Origin of the sequence: Flavobacterium sp. FlaQc-49 (assembly GCF_044005985.1) — a bacterium.
Classification (GTDB): Bacteria; Bacteroidota; Bacteroidia; order Flavobacteriales; family Flavobacteriaceae; genus Flavobacterium; species Flavobacterium cupriresistens.
On sequence record NZ_JBIPCS010000010.1, the window covers coordinates 136,358 to 150,483 of the forward strand.

The 14,126-nt window shown below is 35.4% G+C and carries 12 protein-coding genes and 1 tRNA gene; 3 read left to right on the plus strand and 10 right to left on the minus strand.

Annotated features, from left to right (window positions below):
* Nucleotides 1–25: 25 nt before the first annotated feature.
* Nucleotides 26–99: transfer RNA gene (locus tag ACHRV3_RS18440), tRNA-Ala, on the plus strand.
* A 375-nt stretch (nucleotides 100–474) separates the two neighbouring features.
* Here the strand turns inward: ACHRV3_RS18440 and ACHRV3_RS18445 are convergent.
* The 4 genes from ACHRV3_RS18445 to ACHRV3_RS18460 all read right to left on the minus strand — a co-directional run bounded on the left by ACHRV3_RS18445 (nucleotide 475) and on the right by ACHRV3_RS18460 (nucleotide 5,205).
* Nucleotides 475–1,488 (minus strand): hypothetical protein, encoded by a 1,014-nt coding sequence (locus tag ACHRV3_RS18445; RefSeq protein ID WP_395435741.1) that lies wholly within the window; start codon nucleotides 1,486–1,488, stop codon nucleotides 475–477.
* Nucleotides 1,489–2,382: 894 nt separating this feature from the next.
* Complete coding sequence (locus ACHRV3_RS18450) at nucleotides 2,383–3,330, minus strand: lipid A deacylase LpxR family protein (protein WP_395435740.1); 948 nt, start codon at nucleotides 3,328–3,330, stop codon at nucleotides 2,383–2,385.
* A complete protein-coding gene (gene mtgA / locus ACHRV3_RS18455) occupies nucleotides 3,320–4,093 on the minus strand; it encodes a monofunctional biosynthetic peptidoglycan transglycosylase (RefSeq protein WP_395435739.1) in 774 nt (257 codons plus the stop codon). Before mtgA ends, ACHRV3_RS18450 begins: the two co-directional genes overlap by 11 nt.
* Nucleotides 4,093–5,205, minus strand: coding sequence for an NAD(P)/FAD-dependent oxidoreductase (locus ACHRV3_RS18460; RefSeq protein ID WP_395435738.1), 1,113 nt, complete (start codon nucleotides 5,203–5,205; stop codon nucleotides 4,093–4,095). The genes mtgA and ACHRV3_RS18460 overlap by 1 nt, the downstream gene beginning before the upstream one ends.
* Nucleotides 5,206–6,045: 840 nt before the next feature.
* Here ACHRV3_RS18460 and ACHRV3_RS18465 point away from each other — a divergent pair.
* Both ACHRV3_RS18465 and ACHRV3_RS18470 read left to right on the plus strand, forming a co-directional pair.
* Nucleotides 6,046–7,947 carry a S9 family peptidase gene (locus ACHRV3_RS18465; RefSeq protein WP_395435737.1) on the plus strand — a complete coding sequence of 634 codons (1,902 nt, stop codon included), beginning with the start codon at nucleotides 6,046–6,048 and terminating at the stop codon, nucleotides 7,945–7,947.
* A 646-nt stretch (nucleotides 7,948–8,593) separates the two neighbouring features.
* Nucleotides 8,594–11,041, plus strand: a complete 2,448-nt coding sequence (locus ACHRV3_RS18470) for a hybrid sensor histidine kinase/response regulator (protein ID WP_395435736.1) — start codon at nucleotides 8,594–8,596, stop codon at nucleotides 11,039–11,041.
* Here ACHRV3_RS18470 and ACHRV3_RS18475 read toward each other — a convergent pair.
* From ACHRV3_RS18475 to ACHRV3_RS18500, 6 genes are all read right to left on the minus strand, one after another.
* Nucleotides 11,038–12,381, minus strand: a complete 1,344-nt coding sequence (locus tag ACHRV3_RS18475; protein ID WP_230003689.1) for a sigma-54 dependent transcriptional regulator — start codon at nucleotides 12,379–12,381, stop codon at nucleotides 11,038–11,040. The two genes, ACHRV3_RS18470 and ACHRV3_RS18475, sit on opposite strands and share 4 nt — an antisense overlap.
* 128 nt (nucleotides 12,382–12,509) lie before the next feature.
* Nucleotides 12,510–12,806 (minus strand): hypothetical protein, encoded by a 297-nt coding sequence (locus tag ACHRV3_RS18480; RefSeq protein WP_047776834.1) that lies wholly within the window; start codon nucleotides 12,804–12,806, stop codon nucleotides 12,510–12,512.
* Nucleotides 12,807–12,814: 8 nt separating this feature from the next.
* Entirely contained in the window at nucleotides 12,815–13,111 is a 297-nt protein-coding gene (locus ACHRV3_RS18485; protein WP_047776832.1) for a PepSY-like domain-containing protein, read from the minus strand.
* Nucleotides 13,112–13,147: 36 nt separating this feature from the next.
* Entirely contained in the window at nucleotides 13,148–13,438 is a 291-nt protein-coding gene (locus tag ACHRV3_RS18490) for a hypothetical protein (protein ID WP_395435735.1), read from the minus strand.
* 27 nt (nucleotides 13,439–13,465) lie between these two features.
* On the minus strand, nucleotides 13,466–13,762 hold the full coding sequence (locus tag ACHRV3_RS18495; RefSeq protein ID WP_395426454.1) for a hypothetical protein: 297 nt from the start codon (nucleotides 13,760–13,762) through the stop codon (nucleotides 13,466–13,468).
* A gap of 55 nt (nucleotides 13,763–13,817) precedes the next feature.
* The gene (locus ACHRV3_RS18500; RefSeq protein WP_395435734.1) at nucleotides 13,818–14,114 is read right to left on the minus strand and encodes a hypothetical protein; all 297 of its coding nucleotides are present in this window, start codon (nucleotides 14,112–14,114) and stop codon (nucleotides 13,818–13,820) included.
* Between the last annotated feature and the right edge of the window lie 12 nt (nucleotides 14,115–14,126).

The following is a 14,126-nucleotide window of genomic DNA, read 5'->3' on the forward strand; positions in this document are numbered from 1 at the left end:
AATTGCCTTTATTTGCTAACGAATTGGGGGATTAGCTCATTTGGCTAGAGTGCTTGCCTGGCAGGCAAGAGGTGACCGGTTCGAATCCGGTATTCTCCACGAAAACTAAAAGCCCTTGTATTTTTTTACAAGGGCTTTTTTTTGTTTTCACCACAGAATTTTGACAAAGAGCTACTAACTTAGTATGAAAAGAGTTAGATAGTTTTTTTTTGCCACGAATTACACTAATTACTTTGTGAGCAGTAGAAAAGATTGAATCATTTTAATCCTTTAATCAGTGGCAAAAATTTCTCATCAAGAATCTCTACAATTAATTCGATAAAATTAGTGTAATTCGTGGCTACCTTTTTCTTGTCTTGCTAGTTACTTCGAACCAGAATACTTATTTTTTTTCGACAGATTTTTGCAAAAACAGCAATAAAAAAATCTGCTAAATCTGCGTGAAAAACTTCACCTCCAATAAATCTAATCTCCTTAACGTTTTAAGGCTAATCCGGTAATCCAGACGTTAACCGGCGTCAGCGGTACGATAGTTGGCGTTCCAGCCAGATCAATTCGAATATTTCGCGCTGGCAAATTACTTCCGCTAGTGTCCGGTGTAGACAAATAAAATTTTTGATTACACTCGTTATAAGTTGTACTAAAAAACTCATAATTCACTTGAAAACCTAACGATATTACGCTTGCTTTTGTTACAGTCAGCGGGTTCGTTACATCAATTTCCACCAGATCTGTACTCGCAGCAGACCAATCTTCATGTAAAGCATACAACTTATTTGTCCCTTTAAACTCTAAACCTATAATGGTTCCTGATGAAACTCCGGGTATTACTGAGGCAACGATTGTATTTGTAGATCTGTTATACGTTATAATATTGTTTCCAATTGCAAAATAGATCAAACTACCACCATCGGTTGCTGATGTAAAATTCCAGGAATAATTACCGCTAATATTACCGCTTGGGATCGTAATAGAATTGACCAATGCATAGGAACTATCCAAAACACTAAAAACCATATTTACGCCAGTATAAGTCATGTTTCCAAAATACAAATTACCTCCTGAATACACCGGAGCATTGGTAATGTTAACACCTGCAATTCCCGTTGTAATTGGAGTAAAAGAAATTGCTCCCGCAGCGTTAATCGTTATTAATCTTTTTTCTTCTGCAATAACCAACTTATAATCTCCTGTTGCAGCATTGTACACCGCATTATTTGCAGACGACAATTGTATAAAAGCTGGCGTAGCCGGATTGGTAATACTTATGTTGGCAATAGGTACCCAATTGGAGACTGCTGTCGAATTATCAAAATAGCCAAAGAAAGGCATTGCGCTTGCATTATTTATATTTCCCGTAAAAGCCAAACCGAGTACGTCGATACTTGGACAAGCTACAGTTGGGTTGGGTTGATCATTATTTGTACAGCTACCAAGTAACCATACTGATAAAAATAAATATCCGGTTTTAATTAAATTGGTTTTCATGATTTCTTTTTTTAGTATTATATCACTATATCAATCCTTTAATTAATTTGTTACCCTAGCAACTCCAGTTTACATTTTGGTTTAGCCCCTCATCTATACTCGTTCCAATTAAGAGAAGAGTTAGTAGTTTGCTCCGTTTCCAAACAAAAACAGCTGCCGTCTATTGCGACGGCAGCTGTTCTTTTCTTCTATTTTGGATGTTCTTTTCTAAAAACAGTCAAACCTCAGCATCATTTCTACGGAGCGAATGGGGCTGAAAATTTATACAAATCATAAAAAAAGAAGTGCATTCTTACGTTTTAAAATTTGAGCTGCATTTCAATACTACTATTCTTATTTGAAATCGATATAGTTGCCTTGAGTCCAAATTCGCAAGCGTTAGTTTAACAATAAAAAACCTAATTAACCTTATTTTTAAACACTTAACGCCTTCTTGCAATTTGATTTTTACAGTGAATTCATTACAATAGACGGGATCATTTCTTCCCAAATTACCTATTCAATAAAGAGCCGACTATTTTTTGGCAAAAATTTATCTAATATTAGAAAATTTTAATCCAATATTGACAATTTAATAAAGTTTCTCTTCGTACATTTGCAAAAAATTAGCGAGGCATAGAAAATATAGTGTGCATTTTAATGAGTCAATTCTTGTTTAATCCCTGATGATTCGGCACTCTTTACTAGGAATCGGCTAATGAATAAAAATTGTAAATAACATTAAAATATAATAGAAGTACGGGGATCGTATTCCATCTTCATCAAAAGAAAAGTATCTGTTTTTTGAACTAGTATCATTTTTAAATATTTCTGAATTAGTACCCTGAAATTATAAAATACGACATTCATATATAAAGCAAATACCAAAAGCCATAGTCTCAGATTATGGCTTTTTTATTTTAATAAATACGCAAACCGAATCGAACCATAAAAAGATCCGGTAATCTCATGACTGTTTAATTCTCTTCCGTGATAAATAAAAGAATACGACAAGTTGAAATTGTCATGACGGTATTTTAATCCAAACTCAGCATTGAAACGAAGCGAAACCAAGTCAAAAGTCACAGGACTTTCATTATTAAACAAACTTCCTTCGATTGTAGCATCATAAAACTGATACCTGACACTTGGCATGGCATAAAAGTAAAACTCCCGCACCGTATATTGCGGGTTAGTACTCACAGAAGCGTCATGCAAATTTGAATCATAAACCGGAAGCAATTTTTTAAAACCAATTCGGGTCAAAAAACCAGTAGAAACTCCCGTAAAAATAGTCCCTAAATCGGCTTCGGACTGAAAATGAAGATCGGCAAAATCGTTATGTTGACTTGGAAATAATTTCTTCGAATACATTACATGCGCCTGAAGTGCCAACGCATTGTGAATCTGATTCTCCCAACCGTATACTTTTTTGTATCCGATCACATGATGAAAGGCTTCCTGCATTTCTCTTCCAAGAGAATTCTGCCCCACAAATCCCAACTGAAAATCGGTTTTCAAAACGGATTCGCTATTGTAAAAAAAGCTGCGACCCGCTTCTGCAAAAAGATACCCTGCAAAAGGACGATTATTGTTATTACGCACTTCTATATTTATAAACCGTGGATTGTAAATGTATTGTCCGACGCGAAATTCGGTTATTTTTTTATTGATTTTTTCATTGTCGTTTTTCGACAGAAACCGATAGAAAAACTCTAGCCCATTGGTATAATACATATCGTTCTTAGACGATGTGTATAAATCATTATCTGAAATAAGTCCTATTTCTTTCGTCTTTCCTTGTCCAAAAACAAAAAGCGATGTCAATACGAGAAGCCCTGCGAAGGCTCGTTTACTTCCCATCGTAATTTATTTTTCCAACTGCACGCATTTCGCGAACAATTCTTTCTTTACGTCTGTTGATATAACTCGAGGATCCTGTTGCTTTAAATTTTCTGGGGTTTGGCAATATGGCCGCAATTCCGGCAGCCTGCATTGGTGTTAAACTCGAAGCATCACGTCGGTACCAATGTTCTGTTGCAGCGTATGCGCCATAAACACCGTCACCCATTTCGATACTATTCAGGTAGACCTCCATAATGCGTTTCTTTCCCCATATTACTTCAATTAAAACGGTGAAATAGGCTTCTAATCCTTTTCTGAAATAACTTTTCCCCTGCCATAAAAAAACATTTTTGGCGGTTTGCTGCGAAATTGTACTTCCGCCCCGAATTCTACGTCCACGTTCGTTGCTTTTATAGGCTTTTTGAAGTGCTTTAAAATCAAAACCATTATGTGATAGAAAAGTTCCATCTTCACTGGCAATAACTGCTTTTTGCAAATTCATCGAAATCTTGTCAATAGGCTCCCAATCATGGTCAAAATAGACTTCTTTGCCCCCTGTTTTATTTTCAATGGCACGAATCACCATTAACGGAGTAAAAGGAACCGGTATGTATTTGAATAAAACCACCGATGCAATTGAAACCCCGAAGAACCAAAGCAATAATTTAATGAAAAACCATTTTACTTTTTCACCAAAAGAACGTTTCGCCTTTTTAGGAGGCGCTTTGGGTTTAGGTTTACTTGCGGTGGTTGTTTTTGGTGCTGGTTTTTTGACTGCCATTATATTAAATCTGCTAATTCTGTTCCTATTAAACTACCTATCGCTACACCCATTCCGCCTAAACGCACTCCACAGAACACGTTTTCAGACAATTGTGTAACCACAGGATTTTTACTGTTCCCTACTCCCATAATGCCACTCCAACGATGGGCAATCTGAAATTCCTGATTCGGTAAAATTACATTTTTAAGTAAATCCTCCAATTTATTTTGAACAATTTTGGTTTGCCCAAATTCTGTAGTGTTTTCTGTTTCAAAATCCAGGTTTCTGCCTCCGCCCAATAAAATCCGATCACCGATATTCCTGAAGTAATAATACCCCCTATCGAGATGAAAAGTACCTTTAATATCTAAATTCGGAATGGGTTCTGTAATTAAAACCTGCGCTCTTGCCGGCTGTACAGCTCCTTTTGTCAAGACATTTGCAAAACCATTGGTCGCAAAAAGTATTTTTTTTGAATTAAAACTAAAATCATTCAAGGCTACTTCAACCAGTGTTCCATTATCCTGATAAGATGTTACGGTTTGCTGGTTCAAAATCAGAATATCTGCTGCAATCGCTTGTTTCAATAACTCCTGCATCATATTTCCGGTATCAATCTGAGCTTCAAATGGATTAAAAATCAAATAGTCTTCAATGTCTTTGAATCCAAATCTGTCCACTTCTTTGCCAAAAACATCTGCTTTAAAAAGTGGTCTTAAAATACTATTTATAAAAGGCAACTTACTTACACAATCTTCAAAACCATTGTTTTCCTCTTTCAAAAAAAGTTCATAACCACCATGCGGTCTAAAATCGATAGCAGTATCACCCAATCTTTTTCGAAGTAATTGCAAACCTTGCCAACGTTTTTCAACAAGTTGCACTACCTCGTCTTCTGAATGTGTTTTTAAATCCTCAATAATTTCAGAAAGACTTCCGAAACAAGCAAAACCGGCATTCTTGGTACTTGCTCCCAGGGGTAACATTCCTTTTTCTAAAATCAGAATTTTTGCAGTTGGAAATCTTTCGCGCAAACGCAACCCTGCATGCAAACCTACAATACCGCTGCCAACGATCGTATAATCTACATTAGTAAACCAATTTTTAAGCTCCCAATAACTTAATTCCATGAGTGAATATTTTTTAGGTATAAAAATAGAAATTTTTTATGCTAAAAAATAAATTCCAAATTTTTTAAATTCCAAATTCCAACGAGGGGTGTCGCTCTGAGTGAAGTCGAAGAGTGGACTTTCTTCTTTTAAATCACCAACGAAATACACTAGACGTAAATTCCAATCTTCTGAAATTCCAAATTCCAACGAGGGGTGTCACTCTGAATGAAGTCGAAGAGTGGACTTTCTTCTTTTAAATCACCAACGAAATATACTAGACGTAAATTCCAATCTTTTAAATTCCAAATTCCAACGAGGGGTGTCACTCTGAGTGAAGTCGAAGAGCGGACTTTCTTCTTTTAAATCACCAACGAAATATACCATAAGTAAATTCCAATTTTTTAAATTCCAAATTCCAACTAGGAGTGTCACTCTGAGCGAAGTCGAAGAGCGGGCTTTCTTCTTTTAAATCACCAACGAAATATACTAGACGTAAATTCCAATCTTCTGAAATTCCAAATTCCAACGAGGGGTGTCATTCTGAGCGAAGTCGAAGAGTGAGCTTACTTCCTTTTTTTAATCGTCAACAAAATATACTAGACGTAAATTTCAATCTTCTGAAATTCCAAATTCCAACCAGGAGTGTCACTCTGAGCGAAGTCGAAGAGTGACGCCCCTCATCTATCCAAGTCACCAACAAAAAGTTGGAATTTGGAATTTCAGAAGACTGGAATTTCAGAAGACTGGAATTTAAACCCATTTTTCCCCAAAAACATTAACAAAAATTGGAATTTGGAATTTAAAAGATTGGAATTTAAAATTCGTACTTTAGGCACCACAAAAATTAGAATTTCAATTATGAAAAAAGTACTAGTAACAACCTTAATAATGATGAGTTTAAACGCTATCGGACAGAATGTAATGTCACCGGAATTGTTATGGAAATTAGGACGAGTGACTCCACTAGGCCTTTCGAAAGACGAAAAAAATGTTGTTTTTAAAGTAACAACTCCTTCTGTAGAGGAAAACAAATCGCATTCTAAATTTTACATTTTACCGGTAAATGGAGGGAATGCAACTGAAATCAAAGACACCAAAGAGGTGTTGACAGACAAAAACATTTCGCCTGACGGAACGTTATTAGTCTATAATGAAGAAGTAAAAATCGATAAAGTTTTAGGAAAAGACTTCTATCCGAACTTAGATAAGTCTGATGTTCAGATTTACGATGGTTTAGATTACCGTCACTGGGACACTTGGAACGAAGGGAAATTCAATCATGTTTTCTACAAAAATAACAACAAAGAAGCTGTAGGAATTGATATCCTTAAAGGAGAAGCTTTCGACAGTCCACAAAAACCTTTTGGTGGTGACGAAGATTATATCTGGTCTCCTGACGGAAAAAGTATCTTGTATGTATGCAAGAAAAAAGCCGGAACTGCTTATGCCATTTCTACGAATACCGATATTTATGAGTACAATTTAGAAACTCAAAAAACAAGCAACAGAACCGAAGGTAACTTAGGTTATGACACTGCTCCGCAATTTTCTCCAACAGGAAATCTAACCTGGTTGCAAATGAAACGTGATGGTTATGAAGCGGACAAAAACGACATTATTGTTGAATTTAAAGGAATCAAAACGAACTTAACTGCTAATTGGGACGGTACTGTAGATAATTTCATGTGGAGTAAAGACGGTAAAAAAGTATTTTTTGTAGCACCGGTAGACGGAACAAAACAACTTTTTGAAGTAAACTTTCCGGGTTTAACCAAAATAGCCATTCAGGTTCGTCAATTGACAAACGGGGATTTTGATGTAAGTGATCTAGTTGGATTTTCAGGTGATGAAATTATCGTAACGAGAACAGACATGAATCATGCGGCTGAAATTTTTTCTTATAATTTGAAGAAAAAAACCTGGAAACAATTATCAAATGTAAATACCGAAACATACAACACCCTAACATTAAGCAAAACAGAAAAACGTTATGTTACGACTACCGACGGTAAAAAAATGTTGGTATGGGTAATTTTACCTCCTAATTTTGATGCTACAAAAAAATATCCAACACTATTATTCTGTCAGGGAGGGCCACAATCTGCCTTAACACAATCATACTCTTTCCGTTGGAATTTCTCTTTAATGGCTGCTAAAGGTTATGTAGTAGTCGCTCCAAACCGTCGCGGAATGCCGGGACACGGAGTAGAATGGAACGAACAAATCAGTAAAGATTGGGGTGGACAGGTTATGGATGATTATTTATCTGCAATTGATGATGTCTCTAAAGAAAGCTATGTAGATAAATCTCGTTTAGGTTGCGTTGGCGCTAGTTACGGTGGTTATTCTGTATTCTATTTAGCTGGAATTCACAAAAACCGTTTCAAAACTTTTATCGCTCACGATGGTGTTTTCAATACTCAAAGCATGTTTGGAACAACGGAAGAAGTTTTCTTTAACAACTGGGATTTTGGTGGTGCTTATTGGGAAAAAGACAATGCAGTAGCACAAAAAACGTATACTACTTTTAATCCTGCAAGCTTAGTTCAAAACTGGAACAAACCGATTTTGATTGTTCAGGGAGGAAAAGATTTCCGTGTGCCAATCGGACAATCACAAGAAGCTTTTCAAGCGGCACAATTAAGAGGTCTTAAAAGCCGTTTAGTCTATTTCCCGGAAGAAAACCACTGGGTTTTAAAACCTCAGAATGCTCAGGTGTGGCAAGGTGAGTTTTTCAAATGGTTAAACGAAACGTTGTAAGCGTCTGTTTCGAAATAAAATAGCACGCAGATTTGGCAGATTTTTTTCATCATTGCTTTTGAAAAAATCTGTTAAAGCTGGGTGAAAAAACTGGCACAGATTAAAGGATTAAAATGATTGGATAATCTGCGACGCAAAAAAATCAAACACGAATTGCACTAATTACACTAATTAATTCGTGCCGATTGGTGAAATTCGTGGCAAAAAAATCAAGACGATCAGATAATCTGTGCGAATCTTTTTAATCTGTGGCAAAAAAATTAAACACGAATTGCACTAATTACACTAATTAATTCGTGCCAATTGGAGATATTCTTGGCAAAAAAACCAAAACGATCAGATAATCTGTGCGAATCTTTTTAATCTGTGGCAAAAAAATCAAACACGAATTGCACTAATTACACTAATTAATTCGTGGCAAAAAAAAAACAATTCGTGCCAATTCGTGAAATTCGTGTTTAAAAAAAATAACCGTAGATTTTCTAGATCGAACCTGTTTCATCTTTAAAATCTGCGGTTTTTTTAAGCCTCATATTAAAATTATACAAGATTTTCCTCGCGGTTTATAATCCTAAATCAGAAAATTTTAAATAAATTGCAGTTGTTTCATTTACAAAAACCCTTGCAATTCCTGTTACCCTAATTTATGGAGAGTAAAAAAAGTTACATGCCGATTAAAGTACTCTTCAGTTATATTGCATTACTGGGATTAGTTGTTACGGTTGGTTGGTTCCTATATTCGGAGAATAAAGTTTATAACAAACTCGAAGAAAAAATAGGCTTTGAAAAAACCAAGATTTTAAGAGTCAGTAAACTCTTCTCTAATGTATACAAAACAGAAAGTTTGGCCCGAAAAACGATCCAGACGAATTCTGAAAATGACTTTAAAAGTTATATTATTGAAACAGATTCCCTGCGTGCAAGAATCGACACCTTAAAACAAATCGTTACTACCGACTATCAGAAAATTTTACTAGACAGTGTTACCTATTTTTTGTCCGAAAAAACAGAGAATATCCGACAGCTAAAAACCATAAAAAACAAGGCCGACGATGAAGTTTCGGTCAATACTGCTATTGACGAAATTACCAAAATGGAATTCAAACTCCGTAAGCTGGAACTTCAGGATTTTACGAAAAGTCCCAATCAATTGGGGAATTACCAGCGAAATGTGCTTCAGAAATATGTTGATTATCTCAATCAGAATATTCCCGACGACAGCACCAATACGTTGAGTAAACAGGCCTCTGATTCTATCTTGGCCAATTCAAAAAAGCTATTAAGCAATGTCAAAATAAAAGCAGAAAAAAAGAAAGAATCGCTGAATTTTGAGGAAAACAAATTGCTGAAAAATGAAATTGCCATCTCGGAACAACTTAGAAAAGTACTTCGTATTATAGAGCGTGAAATCATTATCAACTCTATAAAAAACAATTCTTTAAAAGAAAAATCACTTAAAAAAGTCAATGATATCGTAACAGCGTCTGCCATTATTGGTTTATTGCTGACGGTGTTTTTCTCTATTTTAATTGTTAGCGATTACTCCAAATCTCAATTGTATAAAAAACAGCTCGAGATTGCTAATTTCAAAACCAAAAATCTGCTAAAAAGCCGCGAGCAACTTATCTCAACGGTAAGTCATGATCTCAAAACACCTTTGAGTACCATAGTGGGCTACACGGAACTTTTGGGCAATTCTGATGTGACAACCAAACAATCCTATTTCGTTAAAAACATTAAAAATTCCTCCGAATATATTTCGCAACTCGTTCAGGATTTATTGGATTTTTCTCAAATCGAAGCGGGGAAAATCAGCATCGAGAAAGTACCTTTCCTTTTACCTGAGCTTATTGAAGAGGCTGCCAAAAACATTCAGACCGTTTATAAAAACAAAAACATCGATCTTATTATCAATGTTGACGATCAGCTGAGCAGCAAAATAGTCGGCGATCCGTTTCGTTTAAAGCAAATCCTGACCAATATAATCGGGAACGCTTATAAATTTACAGAAAAAGGCTTTATCAAAATCAGTGCTTATGTTGCAGACAACAGCGACTTTTTTGTTATTACCATTGAAGATACCGGAATTGGAATTGAGAAAGGAAACCAACAATTGGTTTTTGAAGAATTTGCACAGGCCAATGAAAATATTGAAAAGCAATATGGCGGAACCGGCTTAGGTCTGTCTATCTGCCAAAAAATAATCACCATTCTTCAAGGAAGCTTAACCCTTAGAAGTACTTTTGGAGAAGGAAGTACTTTTGAAATCAAACTCCCTTTATTATTTGACAGTACTAAAAACACAACGGCTACAACCCCGAAACAGCCCGCTAACCTCAATACAAAAAAGCTGACTTTTATTGTTATTGACGACGATATTAATTTATTGAATTTAACCAGTGGCGTCTTAAAGCAGGAAAATCATCATGTTTTGTCTTTTAACGAAGCCGTAAAAGCGTTAGAAACCATTGCTACTACTGATTTTGACTTTATCATCACCGATATTCAAATGCCGGAAATGGATGGTTTTATGTTTATTGAAAAATTAAAAAACAGTGCGCTTTCGACATTCAAAAGCCAACCTATAATTGCACTGACGGGAAGAACAGATCTCGATTTCTCCGTTTACACAGAGGCCGGATTCACCACTGTTATCAAAAAACCGTATTCCCCAAAAATGCTGCTTGAAACCCTACATCATATTGCGGAAGATATTCCGCTACCCAATAATGAAATAGGAACTACTGAAGCTTTATCAGCCAACGAATCTCTGTACTCATTAGATACCCTGAAAGAATTTTTAGGCAATGATGCTGATGCTTTGAAAGATGTTATCACCTCGTTTATTGAAAGTACTAAAGAAAATTTGACTTACTTAAACAAAGCAATAACAGAAAATGACACTTCTGAAGTTAACCTTATTGCACACCGAATTGCACCGATGTTCAAACAAATTGAATCTGATGAAATTGCCGGTATCTTAAAAACTTTAGAAAAGAATGAATTTAAAAATTCTGATTTAGAAAGTATATTCAACAGTTTAAAAACCCAAATCGAAACTCTTTTTATTGCGCTGGAACAAGAAATAGCTTAATCTATATTGTATTGCTTTAGCTTATTGTAAAGTGTTTTTCTGGTAATCTTAAGCAGTTTAGCCGCTTCTGATTTGTTATTCTGTGCTTTGGATAATGCATGAATAATGGCCTCTTTCTCGTTTTCTGACAATGAAAAATTTCCTTTAGAATTTTGTTGTTTTTCGATTTGAAAAAATTCTGTTGGTAAAACTTCACTTTCAATATAATCTCCGCGTGACAATAATGTGGCACGTTTTACGCAATTTTGAAGTTCACGTAAATTTCCGGGCCAACTGTAGTTTTGAAAAATTCGAATTACATCCGGTGAAAAACCAATAATCTCTTTGTTTAATTGCTGATTGGCTTTCTCGAGAAAATAATCGGCAAAAACCATTAAATCTTCTTCGCGGTCGGTCAAGGAAGGAGACTGAATAGAAAATTCATTAATTCTATGGTATAAATCTTCACGGAAATCACCATTTTTAACGGCTTCCCGCAAATCTTCATTGGTGGCCGTAATAATTCTGATATCAACGTTAATCTCTTTGTTGCTTCCTACGGGTTTAATTTTTCGTTCTTGAAGTGCTCTTAGCAACTGAATTTGATTTTCGTACGAAAGATTTCCTATTTCATCTAAAAAAAGAGTTCCACCGTTAGCCGCTTCAAAATAACCCATTTTGTCGCTGATTGCTCCCGTAAAAGATCCTTTTAAATGTCCGAAAAACTCACTTGCTGCCAATTCTTTTGGGATCGCACCACAATCAACGGCAATGAAATTATTGCTTTTTCGGGTGCTTTGTTCGTGAATGCTTTTGGCGATGATTTCTTTTCCTGTACCACTTTCTCCAATAATTAAAACAGACATATCTGTTGGACTAACCAATTGAATATGATCCAGTAATTTTTTTGAAGCTACAGAAATTCCTCGTACAAATTCATTCTCCGTAGCGGCAGTTTGTTTTTTGACAACTTTCTTTTCTTTTGTTGGAACTTGAACTTGCGGAGTTTGCAAAGCGTTTGTAATAACCAACAAAACTTCGTCGGGATTAAACGGTTTCGAAATATAGTCTGCAGCGCCATTTTTGATCGCTTTTACAGCCGTATTCACATCGGAGTACCCTGTCATTAAAATCACAGGTATTTCGGGATTTGAAGCCTTAAATTCAGTCATAAGTACAATACCATCAGAGTCCGGTAATCGTAGATCCGTTAAAATCAAATCGAATAATTGATTGTTAACTGCTACTCGGGCTTCTGCAGCTGAAAAGGCAATGATTACTTCATATTCTTTTTTTATCAGGAACTTCTCCAATAATTTGCAGAATGAAATATCATCTTCTATTAGTAATATCTTTGGCATTGTTTTTTAGTGACTTTTTTGCTAAAATAATACTATTAAACTTGTCTTTTCATAAAATTTTGCAAAAAAAAAGAGATTGTTATCCAACAATCTCTTTTTTACCAAAAACATAAATCTAATTCACCTAATTATATTTTCAACCAGTTGCCATTGACATCTGAGTAGACAGTAGCCTTTTGGTCACCAACTGATATATCTAATTTGTACTCTTTTTTCTCGTTTACATAAGCTTTAACCAATTTTGCCCCAGGGTACGCTGTTTCCAATGCCGTTTTTACTGCTGCCGGAACAGCATCTGTACCAACTTCGGTATATTCGGTTTGGAAACTTGTTTCCGTTTTCACTTCTTCAGAATGTACAATTGTAGTGGCATAAATGGATAGGCTTCCTAAAACGATTGCGGCTATTAAAACGATCTTTTTCATATTTTTTCTTATTTAACTATGTTTCCCGCAGCATCAGAGAATATAATATACTTTTTGTCTCCTTTAGAGATTTCAAGCTTATACTCTTTCTTCTCATTTACATACGCTTTTTCAAGTTTTGTACCTGGAAAAGATTTTTCAACTGTTGATTTTACTGCCGCCGGAACTGCATCTGCACTAACTTCCTTAAACTCATCTTGAATAAGTACGGATTGGTTTACTGCATTTTCTAATGATGGAGTTGTGGCTGCATTAACAGTTAAACTTCCTAAAACGATTGCTGTTGCTACTACTAAATTTTTCATAATGATTTTTTTATTGGGTTGTTTAATAATTAGTTATTATTTTTTTAGAATATTTCCTTGAGCATCGGTGTATACTACTGACTTTACGTCTCTTACAACGATCTCAATTTTATATTCTTTCTTTTCGTTAACGTATGCTTTTTCAAGCTTCACCCCCGGATAAGCATTATCTAAAGCGGTTTTGATGGCTGCCGGAACAGCATCTATTTCTTTATACTCCTCCTGATTGGTTTCTAACTGGACTTTTGTGGTTTTGATAAAAGTGGTTCCAGCCTGCATTGACAAAGTTCCTAAAACGATTGTCGCAGTGATCATTAATTTTTTCATAAGATATAGTTTTTAAGTTTACTTTGGTTATTTTTTAATCCAGGTTCCATCTGCATTAGCAAAAAGATTCCCTGTTTTGTCCCCAACGGTAACTTCTAATTTATATTCTGAATTTGCATTTTTGAATGCCTTGGCAAGTACAGCAGTCGGATAAGCTTTTTTAAGAGCATCTGTAATCGCGACTGGTACTTCCTCCAGCTTCACTTCAGTATATTCGTCCTGAACTGAGATTGTTTTTAGGATTGTAGTAGAAATGGGAGAAGTTGAAGCAAATGAAGTCAAAGTTCCCAAAACGATTGCGGCTGATAGAAATAAATTTTTCATAGTGTGTATATATTTAATAGTGTTTATTGAATGCTTTTAAGAGAAACCAAGATACTTATTTTTTGATCCAGGTTCCATCTGCGTTAGCAAAAAGATTTCCCGTTTTATCTCCAACTGTTACTTCTAATTTGTACTCTGAGTTTGTATTTTTGAATGCTTTAGCAAGTACAGCAGTTGGATATGCTTTTTTAAGAGCGTCTGTAACAGCAGCAGGAAGTTCTTCCAATTTAATCTCTGTATAGTCATCCTGAACTGAGATCGTTTTTACTGTTGTGTTACTAATTGGAGTAGTTGAGGCAAATGAAGTTAAACTTCCCAAAACGATTGCGGCTGATAAAAATAAATTTTTCATAATGTATATGTT